This window comes from Piscinibacter sp. XHJ-5 (assembly GCF_029855045.1).
Lineage (GTDB): Bacteria > Pseudomonadota > Gammaproteobacteria > Burkholderiales > Burkholderiaceae_C > Albitalea.
In genome coordinates, this window is the sequence record NZ_CP123228.1 from 3,113,949 (window position 1) to 3,136,970 (window position 23,022).

General features: G+C 70.4%; 21 protein-coding genes. 12 read left to right on the forward strand and 9 right to left on the reverse strand.

From position 1 onward, the window contains the following. Window positions 1-5: 5 nt before the first annotated feature. The 5 genes from P7V53_RS14675 to P7V53_RS14695 all read right to left on the reverse strand — a co-directional run bounded on the left by P7V53_RS14675 (window position 6) and on the right by P7V53_RS14695 (window position 4,308). The gene (locus P7V53_RS14675; protein WP_280156210.1) at window positions 6-401 is read right to left on the reverse strand and encodes a DUF4398 domain-containing protein; all 396 of its coding nucleotides are present in this window, start codon (window positions 399-401) and stop codon (window positions 6-8) included. Window positions 402-501: 100 nt separating this feature from the next. Continuing rightward, window positions 502-936: a hypothetical protein gene (locus P7V53_RS14680; RefSeq protein ID WP_280156211.1), complete on the reverse strand. Its 435-nt coding sequence runs from the start codon at window positions 934-936 to the stop codon at window positions 502-504. Window positions 937-948: 12 nt separating this feature from the next. Continuing rightward, on the reverse strand, window positions 949-1,167 hold the full coding sequence (locus tag P7V53_RS14685) for a hypothetical protein (RefSeq protein WP_280156212.1): 219 nt from the start codon (window positions 1,165-1,167) through the stop codon (window positions 949-951). Between the two features lie 16 nt (window positions 1,168-1,183). Next, the gene (locus P7V53_RS14690; RefSeq protein WP_280156213.1) at window positions 1,184-2,350 is read right to left on the reverse strand and encodes a PAS domain-containing sensor histidine kinase; all 1,167 of its coding nucleotides are present in this window, start codon (window positions 2,348-2,350) and stop codon (window positions 1,184-1,186) included. Between the two features lie 65 nt (window positions 2,351-2,415). Beyond that, the gene (locus P7V53_RS14695; protein WP_280156214.1) at window positions 2,416-4,308 is read right to left on the reverse strand and encodes an ATP-binding protein; all 1,893 of its coding nucleotides are present in this window, start codon (window positions 4,306-4,308) and stop codon (window positions 2,416-2,418) included. Between the two features lie 336 nt (window positions 4,309-4,644). Between P7V53_RS14695 and P7V53_RS14700 the strand changes: the two genes are divergently transcribed. Continuing rightward, window positions 4,645-6,762: an AsmA family protein gene (locus tag P7V53_RS14700; protein WP_280156215.1), complete on the forward strand. Its 2,118-nt coding sequence runs from the start codon at window positions 4,645-4,647 to the stop codon at window positions 6,760-6,762. 38 nt (window positions 6,763-6,800) lie between these two features. On the opposite strand, the gene P7V53_RS14705 is transcribed toward P7V53_RS14700, so the two are convergent. After that, window positions 6,801-8,252: an RNA polymerase factor sigma-54 gene (locus P7V53_RS14705; protein WP_280156216.1), complete on the reverse strand. Its 1,452-nt coding sequence runs from the start codon at window positions 8,250-8,252 to the stop codon at window positions 6,801-6,803. Window positions 8,253-8,761: 509 nt separating this feature from the next. On the opposite strand from P7V53_RS14705, the gene P7V53_RS14710 reads away from it, so the two are divergent. From P7V53_RS14710 to P7V53_RS14720, 3 genes are all read left to right on the forward strand, one after another. Beyond that, the gene (locus P7V53_RS14710) at window positions 8,762-9,403 is read left to right on the forward strand and encodes a hemerythrin domain-containing protein (RefSeq protein ID WP_280156217.1); all 642 of its coding nucleotides are present in this window, start codon (window positions 8,762-8,764) and stop codon (window positions 9,401-9,403) included. Window positions 9,404-9,429: 26 nt separating this feature from the next. Beyond that, window positions 9,430-10,665 carry a glycosyltransferase gene (locus P7V53_RS14715; protein WP_280156218.1) on the forward strand — a complete coding sequence of 412 codons (1,236 nt, stop codon included), beginning with the start codon at window positions 9,430-9,432 and terminating at the stop codon, window positions 10,663-10,665. A 165-nt stretch (window positions 10,666-10,830) separates the two neighbouring features. Continuing rightward, window positions 10,831-12,276, forward strand: a complete 1,446-nt coding sequence (locus tag P7V53_RS14720) for a sigma-54 dependent transcriptional regulator (protein ID WP_280156219.1) — start codon at window positions 10,831-10,833, stop codon at window positions 12,274-12,276. Between the two features lie 33 nt (window positions 12,277-12,309). Here the strand turns inward: P7V53_RS14720 and P7V53_RS14725 are convergent, their stop codons facing one another. Then, the gene (locus tag P7V53_RS14725) at window positions 12,310-13,395 is read right to left on the reverse strand and encodes a YihY/virulence factor BrkB family protein (protein WP_280156220.1); all 1,086 of its coding nucleotides are present in this window, start codon (window positions 13,393-13,395) and stop codon (window positions 12,310-12,312) included. Between the two features lie 68 nt (window positions 13,396-13,463). Here P7V53_RS14725 and P7V53_RS14730 point away from each other — a divergent pair, with 68 nt between their 5' ends. Next, window positions 13,464-14,636, forward strand: coding sequence for an AI-2E family transporter (locus P7V53_RS14730; RefSeq protein ID WP_280156221.1), 1,173 nt, complete (start codon window positions 13,464-13,466; stop codon window positions 14,634-14,636). 25 nt (window positions 14,637-14,661) lie between these two features. Here P7V53_RS14730 and selD read toward each other — a convergent pair whose 3' ends face one another. Next, window positions 14,662-15,705 (reverse strand): selenide, water dikinase SelD, encoded by a 1,044-nt coding sequence (gene selD, locus P7V53_RS14735; protein WP_280156222.1) that lies wholly within the window; start codon window positions 15,703-15,705, stop codon window positions 14,662-14,664. Beyond that, window positions 15,702-16,691: a selenoneine biosynthesis selenosugar synthase SenB gene (gene senB / locus P7V53_RS14740; protein ID WP_280156223.1), complete on the reverse strand. Its 990-nt coding sequence runs from the start codon at window positions 16,689-16,691 to the stop codon at window positions 15,702-15,704. Before senB ends, selD begins: the two co-directional genes overlap by 4 nt. Window positions 16,692-16,728: 37 nt before the next feature. On the opposite strand from senB, the gene senA reads away from it, so the two are divergent. The 7 genes from senA (at window position 16,729) to P7V53_RS14775 (ending at window position 23,006) form a co-directional block, all read left to right on the forward strand. Next, on the forward strand, window positions 16,729-17,910 hold the full coding sequence (gene senA / locus P7V53_RS14745) for a selenoneine synthase SenA (RefSeq protein WP_280156224.1): 1,182 nt from the start codon (window positions 16,729-16,731) through the stop codon (window positions 17,908-17,910). A gap of 20 nt (window positions 17,911-17,930) precedes the next feature. Beyond that, the gene (locus tag P7V53_RS14750; protein WP_280156225.1) at window positions 17,931-18,797 is read left to right on the forward strand and encodes a putative selenate ABC transporter substrate-binding protein; all 867 of its coding nucleotides are present in this window, start codon (window positions 17,931-17,933) and stop codon (window positions 18,795-18,797) included. A gap of 5 nt (window positions 18,798-18,802) precedes the next feature. Further along, a complete protein-coding gene (locus P7V53_RS14755; RefSeq protein WP_280156226.1) occupies window positions 18,803-19,633 on the forward strand; it encodes an ATP-binding cassette domain-containing protein in 831 nt (276 codons plus the stop codon). After that, on the forward strand, window positions 19,633-20,466 hold the full coding sequence (locus tag P7V53_RS14760) for an ABC transporter permease (protein WP_280156227.1): 834 nt from the start codon (window positions 19,633-19,635) through the stop codon (window positions 20,464-20,466). Before P7V53_RS14755 ends, P7V53_RS14760 begins: the two co-directional genes overlap by 1 nt. Next, window positions 20,463-21,281, forward strand: a complete 819-nt coding sequence (phnE, locus tag P7V53_RS14765; protein WP_280156228.1) for a phosphonate ABC transporter, permease protein PhnE — start codon at window positions 20,463-20,465, stop codon at window positions 21,279-21,281. The genes P7V53_RS14760 and phnE overlap by 4 nt, the downstream gene beginning before the upstream one ends. 200 nt (window positions 21,282-21,481) lie before the next feature. Beyond that, window positions 21,482-21,625 carry a hypothetical protein gene (locus P7V53_RS14770; protein WP_280156229.1) on the forward strand — a complete coding sequence of 48 codons (144 nt, stop codon included), beginning with the start codon at window positions 21,482-21,484 and terminating at the stop codon, window positions 21,623-21,625. A 16-nt stretch (window positions 21,626-21,641) separates the two neighbouring features. Next, window positions 21,642-23,006 (forward strand): phospholipase D-like domain-containing protein, encoded by a 1,365-nt coding sequence (locus tag P7V53_RS14775; protein ID WP_280156230.1) that lies wholly within the window; start codon window positions 21,642-21,644, stop codon window positions 23,004-23,006. The last annotated feature ends 16 nt before the right edge of the window (window positions 23,007-23,022 follow it).

Genomic DNA, 23,022 nt, shown 5'->3' on the forward strand with positions numbered 1-23,022 from the left:
CGGGTTCAGGGCTTGACCGGGCTGGTCGTCACGGTCGCATTGCGATTCATCTCGTCGCGCAGGGCGGCCAGGGTCGCGTCCATCTCGGCAGCGGCCCGGCGCGACTTCTCGGCAGCGATGCGCGAGCGTGCAACCTGCGCGTCGAGCGCCGACTGCTCCGCCAGCCGCCGTGCGGTGGCGTGATCACCGGCCCGCGCAGCCACTTCGGCGCGCGCGAGCTTGTCGCGGGCCAACGCCATGTCGGCGCTTTGCGCATCGTCGGCGCCGGCGGCGCGTGCCGCCTCGATCGCGCTGCGGCTTTCACCCAGCGATTCGGCCGAAGGCGGGGTGGTGGAACATGCTGCGGCGAGCATCAGCGCGGCAAGCGCGGCGACGCGTCGAAGAATCATCGGTGCAGCCATCGAAACACCTCTTCGAAAAGCCAGGGATGCTTTCGAACGGCAACTGACGTGCCCAGATGTTGAGGCCCGGGGGCCGAGAGTCGCCGACCTCGGCGGCTGCTCAAACCTTGCGCGTCGAGCCCGATGAATGCACGTGCGGCGTGTCGAACGACTTGTTCCGGTTCGACTCTGTCGCGGCCGACTCGTCCGGATCGGGCGGTGGTGGCCGGCTTCCCTTGCCGGCGGGCGCCTGCGGCTCGCCGAGCACGCCCGTGCGCAGGTCGCCGGCCTGGTCGCCGTCGGCGCGCGGCCGCGGCGAACCGGGCGAGTAGGGCAGGTTCATGGGATCGCTGGCGCCCGTCTCGTGTTGGCTTGCCGAGGGATCGTCCGCATCGAGATCGTCGTTGCGCTGCGGCTGGCCGCGGTCGGGCACCCAGTCGCCATAGTCGCTGCCGGAGCGGCTTCGATGTCCGCCGGGCTGGCCGTGCGTGCCCTTCTTGTCCTCGGCGCCGCCGGGCCGCTGTTCGCTGCCGGGCTTCGATGGATCAGTGCTCATCGTGTGATTCCTTCAGCCGTCCGAGAACCGCTCCCGCACGGCCAGCTGGTGTTGACGGCGTCCTTCGTCGGTCAGGCGGTAGGTGTTGCCGTCGCGCACCCACAAACCCTTTTGCACGTACTGCTCGATCTGCGGCGCCGGCACGAGCTGCAGGCGTCCCTGGTCGAGAAAGTCCACTGCTTCACTGAATGCGATGCGTTCGGCGGCGCTGTGGAAGACGGTGTCGCGCATGCGCGGATCTCCTCGGTCATGCATCTCGCACCGGCAGGGAAAGGACGAATTGCGCTCCGTGGCCCGTGCCCTCGCTCGCCGCATGCACGTCGCCCCCGTGGAGCTCGGCCAGGCGCTTGGCGATCGTGAGGCCCACCCCCAGGCCGCCGCTGGTGCGCGGGGTGGCTCGATTCTCCTGGGCAAAGGCTTCGAAGACGTGCGGCAGGAAATCCGGAGCGATCCCCTGGCCGCGGTCGACGACGCGCAGTTCCACCGACGGCCCGCGCAGCTCCACGCGCAGGTCGACCACGCCCGGTGTCGTCGTGAACTTGGCCGCGTTGGCCAGCAGGTGCTCCAGCGCCTGCGACAGGCGCGCCGCGTCGCCCCAGACCGTGATGGCCTGATCGGCCCCCTCGATGTGGAGCCGATGGCCGCGCGAATCGAACAGCCCCTGCGTCGCTTCGACCGAACGCTGCACGATCTCGGCCACCGTCACGTTCTCGCAGTGGAGTTCAGGGCGGGTCTGCGTCACGCGGGTGACGTCGCGCATGTCGGCGATGACGCGCTTGAGCTGGTCGAGCTGGCGTTCGATGATCCGCCGCAGCGGCGCCACGGCGGGCGTGTCGGACTCCATGCGCTGCATCAGCGCGACGACGTTCGTGATGGGGCCCAGTGGATTGCGCAGGTCGTGCGCCAGCATCGCGAGGAATTCGTTCTTCTGGCGATCGGCCAGGCGCAGCGCGCGAGCACGTTCGGCCAGGCGCTCCTCGAGTTCCTTGCGCTCGTGGATGTCGACGCAACTGCCGGTGTAGCCGTGGAAGTCGCCGTCGGCGGACACGCGCGGCACGCCGGTCGCCATGAGCCAGCGGTAGCTGCCGTCGTGCCGGCGAAGACGGAAGTCCATCGTGAACCGCTCGCGCGCATCGAAGCTGGTGTGATAGATGCCAGCGCAGCGCTCCAGGTCCTCGCTGTGCACCCCGGCCATCCAGCCCGCGCCGTGTTCGCTCTCGATCGGCCGGCCCGTGTAGTCGAGCCAGGTCTTGTTGAACCACTCGAACTGCTTGTCGGGGCCCACGAGCCAGATCATCACGGGCGCCGAATCGGCCACCAGACGGAAGCAGTCCTCGCTCTCGAGCTCGTGCACGGACATCGTTGCAGACGACGGACCGGCCTCGGAAGCGGCGCGCGCGGCGGATGTCTGCATCGTGGTGTCTCCCGGGTTGCGGCTCGGTGCCAGCGAGGCAAACGGTGTGCCTATCGGCGAGCGCTTCAGGGCACGGCGGCAGGTGCGCCGCTGCGCAGCAGCCGCACGAGGTGCTCCACGTCCGCGGGCTTCACCAGGTGCTCGTCGAAGCCGGCTTGACGTGCACGCTCGCGATCCTTGTCCTGGCCCCAACCGGTGATGGCGACGATGACCGCGTCGCAGGTCGCGGGCTGCCGCCGCAATCGCTCGGCCACCTCGTAGCCGGTCATGCCCGGCATGCCGATGTCGAGGAAGATGAACTCGGGCCGCAGCCGTCCTGCCGCCTCGAGTGCAGCGAAGCCGTCGTGCACCACCGTCACCGATTGCCCGAGCGACTCCAGGATGCTGTGCAGGCTGTTCGCGAAATCGACGTTGTCGTCGGCGATGAGCACGCGTCGCCGCGCGATCGGCGTGCTGAGCGGCGGCGGCTCCGGCAGGCGCGGCGGCGGCAGCTCGCCACGGCGCAGCCGCACGGTGAACTCGGAGCCGGCGCCCAGGCCGGCGCTGCTCACGCTGATGCTGCCGCCGTGCAGCTCGATCAGCTGGCGCGCCAGCGTGAGGCCGACGCCCAGCCCCGATTTCGAACGGCGCTCCATCGGCTGGTCCACCTGCACGAACATGTCGAAGATGCTGTCCTGCTGCTCGGGCGCGATGCCGACGCCACTGTCGCTGACGCGAACCACCAGCTCGTCGGCCGACTGCTCCAGCTTGATGCCGATGCGTCCGCCGTCCTCGGTGTACTTCGACGCGTTGTTCAGCAGGTTGGCGAAGACCTGCGCAAGCCGCGTCGCATCGCCGTGCACCAGGACCGGCCCCTCGGGGAGATCCAGCGACAGCAGATGGCGGCGCTCCTGGATGCCGGGCGAGGCGATCTCCACCGCGCTGTTGATCACCGCAACGAGGTCCACGCGGCTCATGTCGAGCAGCACCTTGCCGGTCGTGATGCGCGAGACGTCGAGCAGGTCGTCGATGAGTCGCACCATCTGCCGCACCTGCCGCGCCATGATCTCCAGTGCGCGTGCGTGGATCGCAGGGTCCTTACCCGAGCGTCGCAGCAGTTCCACCGCGTTGGTGATGGGCGCCAGCGGATTGCGCAACTCGTGCGCCAGGGTCGCCAGGAACTGGTCCTTGGTGCGTGCCGCCGCCCGCAGGGCGTCCTCGGCCTTGCGGCGCTCTCCCATCTCCACCGAGAGGTGGTTGTTCGACTGCTCGAGCGCCTCGGTGCGCTTGCCGACCTCCTCGAGCATGTTGTTGAATGCATCGACGAGCGTGCCCACCTCGTCGTGCGAGGTCTTGGCTGCGCGCAACGAGAAGTCGCGGTGCGTCAGCACGTTGCGCGCGACCTGGGCCACCTCCAGGATGGGCGCCGTCACGCTGGACTGCAGGCGCGAGGTCACCAGCGCCGCGATCACGAGGCTGGTGAGCATCACCGCGGCCAGGATCAAGAGGTAGTCGACGAGGCGGCCGACGATGTCGAATTGCGATTGCAGGAACACCGTGCCGATCGCCTGCTGGTTCTCGCTGATGGTGCGCGAGAGCTCGATGCGGCCGTTGTCGATCGTGATGCCGGGCCGGCCGGCCGCCGCCGGGACGCCCGAGCCCTCGGCGTCGGGTCGCACGTAGCTCGCGAACAGCCGCCCGTCGGCGTGGTACACGGCGGCGGCGGTGATGCGCGGCCGCTGCTGGAGCAGGGCCAGGTTCTCCGAGGCAGCCTTCGGATCGTCGAAGCTCAACGCCGGCGCGCTGGCCGAGGCGATGATGCGCGCCTGCGTGTCGAGGTCGTCGATCCACGACTTCTGGTAGCTGCGCAGTTCGTAGATGAGCAGCGCGGTGGCGCTGAGCATCAGTGCCACCCAGGTGGTGGTGAGCACGACGATCATCACCTTTCGCCGCAGCGATGTGGCGGCTGCGCGGCTCAAGGCGGCCCTCCAGCGGCCCGGGCGTGCACCCGCCGACGACGCAACTGACATGCTGGCGTCCCCATGGACATCCCGACTCGACGACGAAGGTGGATACGACAACGGGGACGCTGTGCCGCGCCCTGCGCGAGGAGTCTATCGCCGCCGCAGGCGCGTGTCCCCACGCGAACGCGGTGGTGGCGGTCGCTGTAGTTCTTACACACGGTCTTCCATGGCGGCGAAGGCGCGCGTTCGTGTCGACGGGGAGGGCAGCGCGCGCTGCGCCGGATTTGCAAGGCCCGTGCCGCAAGGGCACAGCGTTTGCCGCGCGGATGGAGCAGCTCCAGGAGTTTCATCATGACGCCGATCTCGGGTGCGCGCTGGCGCAAAGCGGCGTGGCCGCTGGGGATCCTCGCCGCCGCGGTGCTGGCGGTCGGCGCGTGCGAGTGGGCCGGCTGGCCGTTCCTGAAAGGACCGATCGAAAGCCGCCTGGGCCAGCGCCTGCACCGCGAGGTCCGCTTCGGCGACGAGTTCGCCCTCAAGCTCCTCGGCTCGATCCGGGTGAAGACGGACTCGCTGCGCATCGGCGCGCCCCAGGGACCACAGGCCGATCCGGCGTTGGGCGGCGACCTGATCAACGCGCAGGGCGCGTGGCTGGACCTGCCATACGGCACGGTGCGCCGCATGATGAACCCCGACGGCGCGAATGAACCGGTCTTCATCCGCTCGCTGCGCTTCGACCGCGTCGATGCGTCGCTGAAGCGCCTGGCCGACGGCCGCGCCAACTGGATCTTCACGCCGGCGGCCAGGCGCGATCCGCCTTCGGCGCCGCTGGCGGTTCCGCATTTCGGCGAGCTGGTCATCGCCAACGGCCGCATTGCGCTGGACGACGCGTTGAGCAAGACGGCGCTGACGGCCACCGTCAGCACGACCGAAGGCGAGCGCGCGGCGGGCGGCAAGCCGGCCGGGCTGGTCATCGACGGCAGCGGGCGCCACGAGGGGCGGCCGGTGGAGTTCCGCGTCACGGCCTCGGGTGTGCTGCCGTTGGTGGCGCGCAGCGACTCCAAGCCGGTGCCGATGACGGTGCGCGTGGCGGGCCCCGATGCGAAGTTCGCATTCGAGGGCACCGCCACCGATGTGTTCAGCCTGCAGGCGCTGGACGGCAACGCCACGCTGTCGGGCATCTCGCTGGCGCGCGTCGGCGATGCGATCGGCGTCACGCTGCCGACCACCGAGCCATTCACGCTGAAGGGGCGCCTCGGCAAGTCGGGTCAGGTCTGGTCGCTGGCGAACATCAACCTGAACGTCGGCGACAGCCGACTCGGCGGAGAGTTCTCCTACGACCGCCGCCCGCAGGTGCCCTTGCTGCGCGGCGAGCTCACCGGCGAGCGGCTCGTGCTGTCCGACCTGCTGCCCGCCTTCGGGGCCGCGCCCAGCCAGGCGCGGGTGAACCCGCGGCCGCCGGCCGGGCGCGTGCTGCCCCAGCGCGAGTTCGACATCCCGTCGCTGCATGCGATGAATGCGGAGGTCAAGGTTCGCCTGGGACGCGCCGACCTGGGCAGCCTGTTCCGCCAGCCGCTCGCGCCGCTGCAGGGAGACCTGACGCTGAACGGCGGCATGCTCAAGCTCAGCAACCTGCTCGCGCGTTCAGCGGGCGGCGAATTGCGCGGCGGCATCTCGATGGACGGCAAGCCACTGCCGCTGTGGGACATCGACCTGCGCTGGGCCGGTGTGGAACTCGAGCAGTGGCTGCGTCCCCGCGACGCGGCGGCAAAGCAGCCCCAGACGTCGGGCCAGAAGCCGGGCTACATCAGCGGACGCCTCGGCGGCCACGCCAAGCTGCAGGGCCGCGGCAAGTCCACCGCGCAGCTCATCGGCTCGCTGTCGGGCACGGTGCAGGCCTGGATACGCAACGGAACCATCTCGCACCTGGTGATCGAGGGCGCCGGCATCGACGTGGCGGAAGCCCTGGGCGTGCTGATCCGCGGCGACGAGCGCCTGCCGCTCAACTGCGCGGCGGTGCGCGCCAAGGCGGGCGACGGCATCGTGGTTCCGGAGGTCGGCCTGGTCGACACCGGCGACTCGACGGTGTTCGTGACCGGCTCGCTGTCGCTGGCCGACGAGAAGCTCGACCTGACGCTGGTGACCAAGCCGAAGGACACCAGTCCGTTGACGCTGCGCTCACCGGTGAAGGTGGAAGGCACGTTCTCGCAGCCGCACGTGCGCCTCGATTCGAAGCAGCTGGCGACCAAGGTCGGCCTGGCGGCCGTGCTGGCCGCCGTCCATCCGCTGGCCTCGCTGATCGCGCTGTTCGATCCGGGCGAGAAGGAGCATGCGGGGGGGTGCGAGCAGACGCTGCAGAAGCTGCGCGATGCTGACGGCCCGGCCGGCGCGCGCGACGCGAAGGCGCCGAAGCCCGCCGAGGCCGGTGGACGCCAGGCGGCGGCGCCGGCGCCGGCGCCTGTGCGCAAGTGAGATTCCGGGTTCGCTTCCGGCTACACGCCTGAGCGGCGTCAGGAGTGCTTGCGCCGCCGCTCCACGGCCGGCACCTTCAGCATCTGCCGGTACTTGGTGACCGTGCGCCGAGCCACGGTCAGGCCCTGCCGGGCGAGCTGCCTCGCGATCTCGGCATCGGACAGCGGATCGAGCGGGTTCTCGGCGGCGATCATGTCCTGGATCACGCCGCGGATGGCCGTCGCCGAGCAGGCGCCGCCGCTGGCCGTGGGCATGGCGCGCGAGAAGAAGTACTTGAGCTCGTACACGCCCGACGGCGTGGCCATGTACTTGTTGTTGGTCACGCGTGACACGGTGGACTCGTGCAGCTTCACCTCGTCGGCGATCTCGCGCAGGCCCAGCGGCTTCATCGCGAGCGGTCCGTATTCGAGGAAGTGACGCTGGCGCTTCAGGATGGCCTCGGCCACCAGCAGGATGGTCGAAAAACGCTGCTCGACGTTGCGCACCGTCCAGCGCGCCTCCTGCAAGTGCGCCGCCAGCTCGGCATGCTTGGAATTGCGGTGCTGCTGGAACAGCTCGGCATACACGCGATTCAGCCGCACCTTGGGCACGACGGCCGGGTTGAGCTGGGCGGTCCACTGGCCGCGGAATTTCTTGACGATCACATCGGGCACGACGAAGTGCACGTGCGAGGAGCCGAAGCGCCAGCCGGGACGCGGGTCGAGGTGGCGGATGCGCTCGCACACGGCCTCGATGTGCGCCGCTTCCTGGTCGAACACCTTTGCCAGCCCGGGGATGTCGCGCTGCGCCAGCTTGTCGAGCTGCTCGGTGATGATGCGCCGTGCGAGCTCGCGATCGACCGGGTCGTCGATGCATTCGAGCTGCAGCAGCAGGCACTCGGCGACACTGCGTGCGCCGACGCCGCAAGGGTCCAGGGACTGCACGAGCTTGAGCGCCGTGCCCATCTCGCAGTCGTCGACCGGCGGCTCCATCTCGGCCAGGTCCGCCAGCTCCTCGAGCGACAAGCGCAGGTAGCCGTCGTCGTCGAGCGACTCGATGACGGCTCCCACCAGCGCGCGGTCGCGGTCGGTGAGCGGCATCACGTTGATCTGCCCGTGCAGGTGCTGGCGCAGGTCGACGTCGGCGGCGACCATCTCCATCACGCCGTCGGAGTCGCCGGTGCTGTTGGCGGAGCTGCTGCTGCCGCCCGTGGTCTGCCAGTTCTCCCGCTCCCATGCCGCGTCCGCCTCGGCGGAGGCGGCCGGCGTTTCCGCGGCAGTCATCTCGGGCGTGGTCGAGGGAGTGCTTCCGTTCTCTTCGCCGCCAGCCGCGGGCGTCTCGCCGGAAGGCTCGTCCATCTCGAGGAACGGATTCTTGCCCAAGGCATCCTGCACCTCCTGGGCAAAGTCGAGCGATGAGAGCTGCAACAGACGTACAGCGTGTTGCAGTCGGGGAGTGAGTGTCTGGTGTTGGCGGTGTTCTGTTCGAGTCTGAAGCGCCGGTGAACTCATGAGACTTCTCGATGACGGTAAGAGGCGTCGGCCGCTCGGAACTTGAGAGCTGAGCGGGGCGGCGGGCGCACTGCGGCACGTCCACCCTGCATGACGCAACACCTGTGCCAGCGAGCCGGTCGGCGCGTGCAACTCGTTGATGCGCGTGGATTCGGCGAGGCATGCGACCCGGTTCGAGGGGCCGCTTTCAGCGCTGTCGAAGTGCCATCGCCGACGCTGAAGTTTGTGCGATTTGCTGCAGCAATTGCGGCGCCCGGACGGCCTTCCGATGTTGTGTCCGGATGTTCACGCGCTGCCCGATCACGCATTGCGAAGTCGATGCGCCCACACAGGTGACGGGACCGTCGCATGCGAGCAGAAATTACAGCGGCTGAGCTTCGTTTCCACGCGCAACTGAAGTTCCTGGCGTGTTTCATCGACGCCGGCACTGCAAGGCTTTCGGGGCACGACTTTTGCCGAACCGGCAACACGCGATGCATGTCGCACGCCGTTGAATCAGGAGAGCCCTCATGGCCACACGCAACAGTTCAAGCCGCAGCACAGGCGCCACCCGCGGATCGGGCGCCAAGAGCCAGATCGTCGCGATGCTCAAGGCCGATCACAAGAAGGTGAAGAAGGCCTTCAAGGATTTCGAGAAGCTCGACCCGCAAGAGGATCCGGAGGCTTGCAAGAGCCTGGTGGAGCAGACCCTCGCCGAAGTCGAGGTGCACGCCCAGCTGGAGGAGCAGCTCTTCTATCCCGCGGCACGCGGCGCGGTGAAGGAAGAGGACTTGATCGATGAAGCCGAGGTCGAGCACATGACCGCCAAGGTGCTGATCGAGCAGCTCAAGGGCATGCAGCCCGAGGACGAGAAGTTCGCCGCGACCTTCAAGGTGCTGGGCGAATACCTCAACCACCACATCCAGGAAGAGGAAGGCGAGATGTTCAAGCAGCTCAAGCAGGGCGGTGCCGAATGGGACGCCGTGCTCGAGGAGATGCGTGCCCAGCGCGAGACGCTGATGGAGGAAAAGGGCATGCCCGCCGAAGAGGAACAGGCTTCCACGGGCGCGGGCCGTGTCGCGGCCGGCCGCTCCACGTCGCGCGGCGCCGCCGAGGCGCGTCCGCAGGCCTCGGCCAAGTCGTCCCGCTCGCGTTCGTCGGAGAAGGAATGACGCCCCGGCACACCCACGGAAGTCTGATGCCCCACCTGGTCGTCTTCTCGCACCTGCGGTGGAACTTCGTCTACCAGCGGCCGCAGCACCTGCTGTCGCGGCTGGCCCGGCACTATCCGGTGCTGTACATCGAAGAGCCGCTGCACGACCTGGGGCCGCCGCGCCTCGAGGGCGCGTCGCTGGCGCCGGGGGTGGAGGTGATCAAGCCACGCTTGACCATGGCCGGGCCCGGCGGCTTTCGAGACGACCAGATGGCGACGCTGCAGCCGATGATTGCCGAGGCGCTGCGCGCGCGCGGCATCGATGACTGCATCGCGTGGTTCTACACCCCGGCGGCATTGCCGCTGCTGGCCGGTCTGCGGCCACGCGCGGTCGTCTACGACTGCATAGACGAGCCGCACGACGCCGCCGGGCCGCGGGTTCATCAGCTCGAGCAGGAGCTGCTCGCCGGCTCGCAACTCGTGCTGGCCGCCGGGCCGAGCCTGTTCGAGGCGCGGCGGGCGTTGCACCCCAACGTGGTGTGCGTTCCCAGCGCGGTCGACGCCCAGCACTACTCGCCGCAGATCGCCACGTCGAAGATCGACCTGATGCTGAAGGCCGAGCAGGTGCAGGGTCGCATCCCGGGCCCGCGGCTGGGCTTCTTCGGGGTCATCGACGAACGTGTGGACATGCAGCTCCTCGAGCGCATCGCCGACGCCCAGCCCGACTGGCAGCTCGTCATGGTGGGCCCGGTGGCGCGGCTGGATCCGGCGGCGTTGCCGCAACGGCGCAACATCCACTGGCTGGGGCCGCAGCCGTATCAGCTGCTGCCGCAGCTGGTCGCCGACTGGGACGTCTGCCTGCTGCCCTACGCGCTGAACGACGCGACGCGCTTCATCAGCCCGACGAAGACCCTCGAGTACATGGCGGCGGAAAAGCCCATCGTCAGCACGCCGCTGCACGACGTCGTCGCGATGTACGGCGACGTGGTGCGCATCGGTCGCGATGCGATCTCGTTCATCGAGGCGTGCCACTGGGCGCTTTCCGAGACCGCCTACAAGCGTGCCGAGCGCGTCGGCGAGATGCTGTCGACGGTGTCGCGCTTCTCGTGGGACAACACCGCCGAGGTGGTGCACGAGGCGGTCGAGAAGGTGCTCGCCGAGCGCGCGGCGCCCATCGTCGTGCCCTTGCTGGCGGCGCGCCGTCCGCGGGCCGCAACCCAGGAGCATGAACATGCGATGGCCGCCGGCCGATCAGGACGGCGCGAACGCGCCACCGGTTGAGAGATGTCCCTCTGCACTTCTTGCCGGGAGTGCAGGTTGCTCCGCTGCGATCGCAAGGGGTTGCCGTGCCTCGGGGAGATTGCTGTCAGGGCCCGGCAATTTGTACAAGTTGCCAGCAAATGATGCCGCGCGACTGGACACCTTCCAGGCCCAGGAGACATGGCAATGCCGCACGCATTGATCGTTGACGACGAGCCCGACGTGGTGGGTTGGATGTCGGAGGTGGTTCAGGCGGAAGGCTACACGGTGGCCACCGCCGATTCGCTGCGCAATGCGCGCGCGCAGCTGGTGCGACAGACTCCCGATGTGCTGCTGACCGACCTGCAGCTTCCCGACGGGCGCGGCACCGACCTCGTGCGCGATCTCGAGTCGCCTGCCCAGACGGAGGTCGTCGTCATCACCGGCCATGCCTCGGTGGACAGCGCCATCGAAGCGGTGCGCATCGGCGCCAGCGACTACCTCATCAAGCCCGTCGACGTGGAGCGCCTGCGCGCCATCCTTCGACGGCAGCCGCAGACGACCGAGCTGAAGAGCGAGATCGGCGAGCTGCGCGAGGAGCTTCGCCGGGTGGGCCGCTTCGGCCACATGTTCGGCGACTCGCCGCCGATGCAGTCGCTGTACGACAAGCTGTCGCGCGTGGCGCCGACCGCGGCCACGGTGCTGCTGACCGGGGAGAGCGGCACCGGCAAGGAGCTGGCCGCGCGCACCATCCACGACCTGAGCCGCCGCAAGAAGTTTCCGTTCCTCGCGATCAATTGCGGCGCGATCTCCCCCAACCTAATCGAGAGCGAGCTGTTCGGCCATGCGCGCGGCAGCTTCACCGGCGCCGACCGCGAGCACCGCGGATTCTTCGAGCAGGCCAAGGGCGGCACGGTGTTCCTCGACGAGGTGACCGAGATGCCGCTGGACCTGCAGGTCAAGCTGCTGCGGGTGCTGGAGACGGGCACCTTCACGCGCGTCGGCACCACCGAGCCCATCGCCTCGGACGTGCGCATCATCGCCGCCACCAACCGCTCGCCTGAGCGGGCGGTGTCCGAAGGCAAGTTCCGCGAGGACCTGTACCACCGCCTCAACGTGTTCCCGATCACCTTGCCGCCCTTGCGCGAGCGCGGCACCGACATCGAGATGCTGGCGCAGCAGTTCCTGCGCGAGCTCAACCGCACCGAGGGCACGCACAAGACCTTCTCCGCCGATGCGCTGGCGCGGCTGTACGAGATGACCTGGCCGGGCAATGTGCGCGAGCTGAAGAACTACGTCCAGCGCGCCTACATCCTGGCCGACAACGTGGTGGAAGGCGGCGAGCCCACGCAGTCCGCACCGATCGCGGCCGAGGACCAGAGCGGGCTCATCGTGGTGCGCGTCGGCACGCCGCTCGAAGAGGTCGAGCGCCGCGTCACGATGGCCACGCTGGAGCAGTGCGGCGGCGTCAAGCGAACCGCGGCACGCATCCTCGGCATCAGCCTCAAGACCCTCTACAACCGCCTCGAGGCCTACGCCGAGAAGGACCGCCAGCGGGAGGCGGAAGCCACCGGTCCGATGCCGCTGGTGGAGGACCACGAGATCGCCGCCGCCGGCGAGCGCGAAGGACGGGGTCCGGCACGCAAGCACTAGCCCTGCGCGCTTCCGCTGCCTCGAGCGGGAGAGCTAGAGCCGCTCGCCCGGCATCCGCCGCACCCGCTCGCCCGGAAACCGCAGGATCTTCACCGGCGCGCGGTTCCACGGATTGTTCGCGGAATGGATGGGACGCACGCGCCCCGAGCCGCGGCGGGCACGGGCCTCAGCCAGCGAGGTGGGTGGCGGCGCGCGGCGCATCGACGGGCCGCCCGATGCCCGCGCAGCCGCGTCGCCACCGCCGTCGTGCGCGTCCAGCGTCGCGGCCAGTGCTGCGCCGAACAGCAGGATCTGCGCCGAGTAGTAGACCCACAGCATCACGACGACGAAGGAGCCGGCGGCGCCGTAGCTGGAGGCCACGCTGGCACGCGCCAGGTAAAGCCCGATGAGGTGCTTGCCGATGGCGAACAGCAGCGCGCTGCAGGCCGCGCCGATCCACACCGCGTGGCGGCTGGGCGGCACGTCGGGCAGCCAGCGCAGGAGAGAGAAAAAGGCCACCACGAGCACGGCGGTCGACACCGCCACGTCGAACAGCGCGAACAGGCTCGACATGCCCGGATAGCGGCTCGACAGGTACTTGCCGAGCGCGGCCAGCGCCGCGCTGACCAGCAGCGAGGCGACGGCGAGGAAGCCGAAGCCGAGCACCAGCGCGAAGGCGATCAGGCGGGCGCGCACCAGCGCGCCGAACGCCGAAGGCAGGGGCGCGACACGTCCGATCGCGTTCAGTGCGCGCCGCAGCGCCGAGAACACCCCGCTGGCGCCGAGCAGCAGCGTGACGATGCCCAGCACGGCGGCGAGCAGGCCGTGCGGATGCAGCCAGGCCGATTCGACCATCGCCTCGATGCTCTTGGCCGCCGCGGATCCGACCAGCCCCTGGATCTCGCCGACGATGTGGCCGCGCGCCGCGTCCGGCCCGAACACCGCGCCGGCAATGGCGATCGCCACGACCAGCAGCGGCGCGACCGCGAACATCGTGTAGAAGGCGATGGACGCGCCCAGTGCCGGCCCGCCTTCGTCGAGCCAGCGTTCCGTGGCCTGCGCGCACAGCCTCAGCGGCCGCCAGTGCGCGGTGAGCAGCCGGCGCCATAACTCGGGACCGAGGTCGGTGAAGGCGGTCATCGAAGTCGTCGGAGCACTCGGTGTGCCCGCGGGACGGGGCACGAAAGCTGCCTGTATCCGGTTGCTTCATGACTGCGATCAGCAAACCACCGTCCACGCCTGCCACCGGGCCTCGCCTGCCGGCGTCGTCGTGGGCGCTGCGCGCGCTGGTGGGCGTGGCCGTCGTGTTCCTCTTGCAGGCGGCCAAGCCGCTGTTGCTGCCGGTGCTGCTTGCGGTCGCGCTCACCTTCATGCTGTCGGCGCCGGTGCGCGGCCTGCGGCGGCTCGGGATGCCGGAGGCGGCAGGCGCGGCCCTCGTGGTCGCAGCGGCCTTGACGGTGTGCGTCGCGGTGGGCGCGATGCTGGCGCAGCCGGCAGCCGACTGGTGGGAGCGTGCGCCGGGGACGGTGCGCACACTCATCGATTCGGCGCAGCGGGTGCGCACGGCGATATGGGACACGGCCTCGCCGCCCGCCGGCCGCAAGAGCAAGGCGTCGCCGGCCGCGGCTGCGGCGCCTGCGGCCCAGCCCGACCCGATCGCCGACAAGATCGCCAGCGAGGGCCTGAGCTTCACCCGCGTGGTGCTGGGCCAGATGCTGTGGTTCGCCGTGCAGGCGGCAGCGACGGTCATCCTGTTGTATTTCCTGCTCGCCTCGGAGCACTGGCTGGTGTCGCGCACCGTGGAGGCGGTGCCGCGCAGGCGCACGCGTGCGCTCGTCCTGGGCGGCATCCGCCAGGCACAGCGCGAGATCGGGCTCTTCCTCGGCACGATGAGCCTCATCAACCTCGGGCTGGGCACGCTCACCGCGCTGGCGCTGGCGGCGATCGGCCTGCCCAACCCGGTGCTGTGGGGCGTCGTGACCGCGATCATGAACTTCGTGCCCTACCTCGGGCCCGCCGTCGTCGCGGGCGCCCTGCTGGTGGCCGGCAGCATGAGCGTCGGCGTCGACCTCGGCATGCTCGCGCCGCCGGCCGTCTTCCTGGTGCTGCACGCGATCGAGAGCAATCTCGCCACGCCGTGGGTGATGGGGCGGCGGCTGCGGCTGGCGCCGCTGTCGGTGTTCCTGTCGGTGATGGTCTGGGGCTGGCTCTGGGGCATCGCCGGCGCGCTGATCGCCGTGCCCCTGCTGCTCGGCTTGCGCATCGTCTGCAAGCGCAGCAAGCGCCTCAAGCTCGTGTGCGTGTACCTGGAAGGGGACGCGACCCCGCCACCGAGCCTGCGGGCATTGCTGCGAAAGCGCAGGCCGCAGTCGTCTGCTTGACCCGATCGGCGCGTCGCGGTGGGGTTCAGCAGATCCGCAAGCGCGGCGCTCCCGCTTCCACCCGCCCGATCACCGCCGCCTGGTCGAAACCGCCTGCCCGGAAGATGCGCAGCACCTGGTCGACGCTGCCCGGGTCGCAGCTCACCAGCAGGCCGCCGGATGTCTGCGGGTCGGTGACCAGGTCCCGCGCCACCTGCGGCAGCGACGCATCGAGGCTCACCTCGGCACCGTAGCCGGCCCAGTTGCGGCCCGAGGCACCGGTGACGAAACCATCCGCGGCCATCGCAGCGACGCCTTCGAGCAGCGGCACGCGGCTCCACTCGATCAGGGCGGTGTGGCCGGCGCCGCGCGCCAGCTCCAGCGTGTGCCCGGCCAGGCCGAAGCCGGTGACATCGGTGATCGCATGCACGCCCGGCAGCTCGGCGAGCTGCGCGCCGGGTTTGTTCAGCATCGTGGTGTGGTGGATCAGCTCGGCGTAGCCGGCAGTGTCGAGCTTGCCTTTCTTCAGCGCCGCCGACAGCACGCCCACGCCCAGCGGCTTGCCGAGCACGAGCACATCGCCGGGCCGCGCGTCCGCATTGCGGCGCACCTTGTCCGGATGCACCAGGCCCATGACGACCAGGCCGTAGATCGGCTCGACCGAGTCGATCGTGTGACCGCCCGCGATCGGGATGCCCGCTTCGCGGCACACCGACTCGCCGCCGCGCACGATGTCGCCGATGACCTCCAGCGGCAGCTGGTTCACCGGCATCGCCACCAGCGCCAGCGCCATGATGGGCGTGCCGCCCATCGCGTACACGTCGCTGATCGCATTGGTGGCAGCGATGCGGCCGAAGTCGAACGGGTCGTCGACGATGGGCATGAAGAAATCTGTGGTGGCGATCAGCGCCTGCTCGTCGTTGAGCCGGTACACCGCGGCATCGTCGGCCGTCTCGATGCCGACCATCAACTGAGGCGGGATCAGCCCGCCGGCGCTGCTCTTGAGGATCTGCGACAGCACGCCCGGCGCGATCTTGCAGCCGCAGCCGCCGCCGTGCGAGAAGCTGGTGAGGCGAATGGGAGGGGTCATGGCGATGTCCTGGGATCGGTGGTGCATTGTCGTGAAAGATCCGCCAGCAGCGCCCGCACCCTGGCCGCCTCCACCGACGGCGCGAAGCCGGGCGCGAGCGCAGCGCATTGCTGCGCCAGCCGCGCGGCGAACGCGGCCTCGCTCGCGAAGCGGACCATCAGCTGCGCCAGCGCCGCCGCATCGCCGGCCTCGAAGTACCCGTCGTAGCCGGCGCCCAGCAGGCCGACATTGCCGTCGATGCGGCTGGCCAGCACCGGCACGTCGGAGCGCACCGCTTCGATGACGACATTGGCGCCGCCTTCCATGCGGCTCATGTGGACCAGCGCGCGGCCGCGGGCGATCCAGCGGCGCGTGGTGCCCGGCGGCAGCCCGCCCAGCCAGCGGTAGCGCGGGCAGGCGGCCATGGTGCGCTCGGCCTCGCGCCCCAGCGCCTCGTCCAGCGGATTGCCGATGTGGACGATGCCCATGGCCGGCCGGTCGGGCAGGGCGCAGGCGGCGCGCATCAGCGTGAGCGGGTCCTTGACGTCGCGCAGATGGCCGACCGCGACGAACTCGCAATGGCCACGTGCCTGGTCACGGCGCACCAGCCGAGGCGCCGACTGCACGATGACGCGGGCCTTCCCGCGTGCGGCCTCCGGCAGCAGGCGCAGCGCCTCCTGCTGCAGCACCACGATGCGATCAGCGCACGCCAGCGAACGGGCCGCCGCGGCGTCGCCGGCCGGCAGGTCGCGGTACAGGTCGGTGCCGGTCAGCACGAGGGCCAGCGGCCGGTCGGGATGCGCCAGCCGAAAGCGGTCGATCGAATCCGCCGAACGCCGTGCGTGAAGCGCAATCAGGGCATCCACCGGCTGGCCTTGCCACGCCGATGTGATGTCGACTTGAGCCATCGGGGACAGGTACCGCTGCCAGCGGGCCGCCGTGTGCCAGTTGCCGTTGTTCGCCCCGGCGAGCGCCGGCGTGACGATGGAGACTCGCGGCAGGCTCATCGGCCGATGTTGGCACGGTGCAAGCGGGGGTGCAGCCATGGACAACCATGCCAGACGTCTGGCCGGCAGCGGAATGGCGCAGTCGCTGCGCGACAGCCGCGCGGTCACGCTGTCGCGCGTCGAGGACCTGCGCGACGGACAGTGGCGCGTGCCGCAGCGGCCGGGCCTCAACCCGGTTGCCTGGGAGCTCGCGCACATCGCGTGGTTCGCCGAGTTCTGGATCCTGCGCGGACCGCACCACGTGGCGGACGACGGCTTCGTGCATGCGCGCCGGCCGCCGCACATCGCGGGTCCCGACGCGTTGCTCGACTCGTCACGGCTGCCGCACGCCGCGCGCTGGTCCGCGCCGCTGCCGACGCGGCTGCAGGTGAGGGTGATGCTCGACGAGCAGCTCGCCGCCTGCCTCGAGGCCATCCCCGACGGCGACGACCCCGACGCGCTGTACTTCCACCGCCTGGCGCTGTTCCACGAGGACATGCATGGCGAGGCCTTCGCCTGGATGCGCGCCGCGCTCGAGTACGCCGCGCCCGCCGGCCTGGTGCTGCCGCGCGTGCAGGCCGCGCAGCGACTGCCGGCGGGCGGCGGCGAGGTCCGCATCGGCGGCCCTCGCGCACACGGCGGCTTTGCGTTCGACAACGAGCTGCCGGGGCTTACCGTGCGGCTCGAGCCTTTCGAGATCGACGCCGCGCCGGTCACCGCGGGCGATTTCCTGCGCTTCGTCGAAGCCGGCGGCTATGGCGAGGCGGCGTGGTGGCCCGGCCCGGCCGGCGCCTGGCGGGCGGCGGGCGGCCCGGCCCATCCGGCACGCTGGCGCCGCGCCGCCGGCGGCTGGCAGGTCCGCTGGTTCGATCGATGGCTCCCGCTCGACCCCGAGCAGCCGGTGATCCACGTCAACGCCTGGGAAGCCGAGGCCTACTGCCGCTGGGCCGGGCGGCGCCTGCCCGGCGCGGCCGAATGGGAGCACGCCGCGCGCAGCACCGCCATGCAATGGGGCGCCTGCGTCTGGGAGTGGACGGCCGACTCCTTCCAGCCCCATCCCGGCTTCAGGGCCGGGCCCTACCGCGACTACTCCGCTCCCTGGTTCGGCGATCATCGCGAGTTGCGCGGCGGCGCGTTCGCCACGCATCCACGGCTGCACGATGCCGGCTTCCGCAATTTCTTCGAGCCGCACCGCACGGACGTGTTCGCCGGTTTTCGTACCGTTTCGACCATACGCTGATACGCCAGGGACCTCCATCGATGAAACGCCTTTCCGTCCTCGCAGCCCGCCTCGCCGGCTCGCTGCTGATCGCCGCCGCCGGCGCCGCCCTCGCCCAAGCCCCGGTGCTGCGCGTCTCCGCCATCCCGGACGAGGCGCCGACCGAGCTGCAGCGCAAGTTCAAGCCGCTCGGCGACTACCTGAAGAAGGAGACCGGGGCCGAGGTGCAGTTCACGCCGGTGACCGACTACGCGGCCGTCGTCGAGGGCCTGGCCAACAACAAGATCGACCTGGCGTGGCTGGGCGGCTTCACCTTCGTGCAGGCCAAGCTGCGCACCCAGGGCGGCGCGGTGCCCATCGTGCAGCGCGCCGAGGACGAGAAGTTCACCAGCAAGTTCATCGTGCCCGCGGCGAGCCCGGTCCAGTCGCTCGCCGAGCTGAAGGGCAAGACCTTTGCATTCGGCGCGCCGTCGTCCACCTCCGGGCACCTGATGCCGCGCTACTTCCTGCTGAAGGAAGGGCTCAACCCCGACGCCGACTTCAAGTCCGTCGCGTTCTCCGGCGCGCACGACGCGACGGTGGCCTTCGTCGCCTCCGGCCGTGCCGAAGCTGGCGTGCTGAACGCCTCGGTGATGGACAAGCTGGTCGAGAGCGGCAATGCCAATGCGGCGAAGGTGAGGGTGCTGGCCACCACGCCGACGTACTACGACTACAACTGGACGGTGCGACCGGGCCTCGATGCCGCGCTGACCCGGCGCATCACCGAGGCTTTCCTCAAGCTCGATCCCGCGAACCCCGAGCACAAGGAGCTGATGGCGCTCCAGCGCGCCTCGAAGTTCGTGCCGACGAAGACGTCCAACTACGACGGGATCGAGGCCGCCGCCAAGGCCGCCGGCCTGCTGAAGTAGCGCGCATGTCGTTTTCGCTGGATGCCGTCGGGTTCGTCCATCCCAACGGCCAGCGCGCGTTGCGCGCGCTCACGCTCGCGGCCCGGCGCGGCGAGCGCGTCGCCGTCATCGGACCGTCCGGGGCCGGCAAGACGACGCTGCTGCGGCTGCTGGGGGCGTCGCTGCGACCCAGCGAGGGGCGCGTTCTCGCCCTCGAGCGCAACCCGTGGCAGCTCTCGGCCGCCGAGCTGAGGCGGCTGCGCGCACGGATCGGACTGGTGCACCAGGCGCCGCCCATCCCGCCGCGGCTGCGCGTGATCACGGCGGTGCTCGCGGGACGGCTGGGTTCATGGTCGACGGCGCGCGCGCTGGGCTCGCTGCTCTATCCCGCCGACATCGCCGGGGCCCGTGAGGCGCTGGCGCGTCTCGATCTTGCCGATCGGCTGTTCGATCGCTGCGATCGCCTGTCCGGCGGCCAGCTTCAGCGCGTGGGCATCGCCCGCGTGCTGTACCAGCGGCCCGAGCTGATGCTGGCCGACGAACCGGTGTCCTCGCTGGACCCGGCGCTGGCCGATGCGGCGGTGGGCCAGCTCATCGCGCAAAGCGAAGCCGCAGGCAGCACGCTGGTCGCCTCGCTGCACGCGGTCGACCTGGCGCTGAAATGGTTCCCGCGCATCGTCGGCCTGCGCGACGGCGTGCTGAGCTTCGATCTGCCCGCACGGGAGGTCAGCGCGGGCATGCTGCACGAGCTGTACGCCACCGAAGGTCGGCTGCTGCCGACGCAGGCGAACCAGCCGGTCGTGATCCCCGCATCGGCCGGCGACAAGGTCGTGCCGCTGACCCGGCCGCGCTGCTGATGGCCACGATCCCCCAGGCCACCGACCGCGACCCCGACGCCCGACGGCGCCTCACGGCGCTGCTGCTGGCCCTGGTGGTGCTTTGGCCCGCGCTGCTGCTCGCCGAATTCAAGCCCTGGGCGCTGCTCGACTCCGGGCATCTGCAAGTGATGGCTGCCTTTCTCGGCGCCTTCCTGCCGCCGGCGACGTCGGCCGAGTTCCTGGGCCTGCTGCTCAAGGCGACGCTGGAGACCCTGGCGATGGCCACGGCCGGCATCGCGCTGTCGTTCGTCATGGCCGTGCCGCTGGCGCTGGCCATGACGCGTGCGCTCTCCGTGTCGCGCATCGGGCCGGGGCCGGGGCGGCACCTGGGCGTGCTGCGCCGGCAGGCGGCGAGGGTAGCGCTGACGGTGCTGCGCGCGGTGCCGGAAGTGGTGTGGGCGCTGGTGTTCGTGCGTGCGCTCGGCCTGGGCCCTGCCGCCGCCGTGCTGGCGCTGGCCATCACCTACGGCGGCATGCTCGGCAAGGTGTACGCGGAGATCCTCGAATCCGCCGACACGCGGCCGGCGCGCGCACTCCTGGAGGCGGGCAGCGGCCGGCTCGCGGCGCTGGCCTACGGCCTGCTGCCGGGGGCGGCGCAGGAGCTCGCCTCCTACACCGTGTATCGCTGGGAATGCGCGGTGCGCGCTTCGGTGGTGATGGGCTTCGTCGGCGCCGGCGGGCTGGGTCAGCTGATGGACCAGTCGATGAAGATGCTCAACGGGGGCGAGGCCAGCACCATCCTCGCCACTTTCCTGCTGCTGGTGCTCCTGGCCGATGCGCTGAGCGCGGCGCTGCGCAGGCTGCTGGCATGAGCGACTTCTCCGTCAGCGCGCAGGACAGGGCCAGTGCCGCAGGGCCGTGCCTCACCTGCATCGCCGTCTCGCTGGCCCTCGTCGCGGCCGTGGTCGCGAGCTTCGCGTACCTGGCCATCGACTACCGCGGGCTGTTCGCCGCCACGTCCCTGCGGGCGATGGGCAGGTTCATCGCCGAGTTCTGGCCGCCCGACCTCTCGCCCGCGTTCGTCGCCAGGACGGCCTGGGGCGCATTGCAGACACTGGCCGTGTCCGCGCTCGGCACGCTGCTCGCCGTCGCCTGCGCCGCGTTGCTCGCGCTGCCGGCCGCGGGCCGCCTGGGCTGGGCGGCGCGGCAGGCGGCGCGACTGCTGCTGAACGGCCTGCGCAGCGTGCCCGAGCTGGTATGGGCAGCGTTGATGGTGCTGGCGGCGGGGCTGGGGCCCTTCGCCGGCGCGCTGGCCCTGGCGCTGCACACCACCGGCGTGCTGGGGCGGCTGTTCGCCGAGACGCTGGAGAACGCGCCACGCGAGCCCGAACTGGCGCTCATCCGGTCGGGCAGCGGCCGCGTCGCGGCATTCGCCTATGGGACGCTGCCGGGCGTGGTCGCGCAGGGGGTCGCGTACGCGCTCTACCGGTGGGAGATGAACATCCGCATGGCCGCCGTGCTCGGCTTCGTGGGCGCCGGCGGGCTGGGGCAGATGCTGTATTTCCACTTGTCGATCTTCCAGCAGGCGCAGGCCTCGACGGTCCTGCTGGCGATGATCGTGCTGGTGATCGCGGTCGATGCGCTCAGCAGTCGATGGCGCCGCAGCCTGGCGCCCGCTCATGCATGAGGCGGAGAAGGCGACGCCCGAACCGCTCGCAGGAACTACATCGCGCCTGTACCTCCTATCAAGCGTTTTCCCGGATCCGCGTGAGGCGGGCCGGGGAGAGTCCCACGGCACACCGATTGCTGATGCGGAGTGTGACCTTCGACACGGTTGCAGGGATTGCCTTGCTCCCCGCCGCGCCGAAGCGACTCTGGAGTCCCACCATGCAGTACACCGTTCGTGCCGACCGTCCCGCCGATCATCCGACCCGTGAGCCCGTCGACCACGCCAACCTCGACCCGCGCCGCCATCCCAAGCATCCGAAAAGCGCGGCGCCCGGACGCGGCAGCGACAAGCGCCGCGGCTGACGGCGCCTGATCGCCCATGCCGCCGACAAAGCCTGTCGACACCGGCATCGGCGAACCGCTGACCGACCACCTCCTCCACAAGGGAACGGCCACCGCGCTCCACGGCGCGCGGCGTCTGGCCGCCTTGCCCGCAGCGGCCTGGACGCTCCTGCGCCTGCCTGCCGGCCGGCGCGACGATCCCCCCGCATGGCAGCCGTTGCGCCGCCATGCGCGCGTGCTGATGCGCGCCCTGCGGCGTCGGCTGGTCGCCGGCAATCGTTTCGAGCTGCTGATCGACGGCCCGGCCACCTATGCGGCGATGTTCGACGCCATCGCCGCGGCGCGCGAGCACATCCACCTCGAGAGCTACATCGTCGAAGCCGAGGGTCCGGGCGCGGAGCTCGCGCAGCGGCTGCTCGCCAAGGCCAGGGAGGGCGTGCGCATCCACCTGCTGTACGACGGCTTCGGCTCCCGTGGCACGCGCTCGTCGTACTTCCAGCTGCTGCGCGACGCCGGCGTGCAGGTCTGCGAGTACAACCCGCTGCGCTCCTGGGGCAGCCTGCTCAGCCGCTCGGTGCACCTGCGCGACCACCGCAAGCTGCTGGTCGTCGACGGTCGCGTGGCCTTTCTCGGCGGAGTCAACATCAGCGGGGTCTATTCCGCCGGCTCCTCGTCCGAGCAGGCGCGGCATGCGAACGACGCGAAACCCCCGCCGCCGTGGCGAGACACCCATGTGCGCATCGCAGGCCCGCTGGTGGGCGATCTGCAGGCGCTGTTCGTCGACCACTGGAACCGGCACGCCCGCGAGCGCATCGTGGAAGACGATCGTCCGAAGCCGCTGCCTTCAGTGGGCCCGCATCGAGCCGCGATCGCCTGTTGCGAGGCGGGGCGCCGGCGCAATCCGTTCTACCGCGCCTTGCTGCGGGCCATCGACGCCGCCCAGCAGCGCGTGATGCTCACCACCGCGTACTTCGTGCCGACACGCCGCCTGCTGCGCGCACTGGCGGCGGCCGCGCGCCGCGGCGTGGACGTGCAGCTGGTGCTGCCGAGCCGCAGCGATGCCTGGGCGCCGCTGCATGCCGGCCGCTCGCACTACGGCCGGCTGCTGCAGGCGGGCGTGCGCGTGTTCGAGCGCGAAGGGGCGCTGCTGCATGCCAAGACGGCCGTCATCGACGGCGTCTGGGCGGCGGTCGGCTCGGCCAACCTCGACTGGCGCAGCTTCGTGCACAACGCCGAAGCGAATGCGATCGTGCTCGACGGCGGCTTCGGGGCCGAGATGGAAGCCGTCTTCCGCCGCGACGTCGCGGCCAGCCGCGAGGTGACGCTGGAGGAATGGCACCGGCGCGGCTGGTTCCAGCGCATGCGCGAGGCCCTGGCGCGGCGCTTCGAGTTTCTTCTGTAGCGTGCGGTGGGGCGAA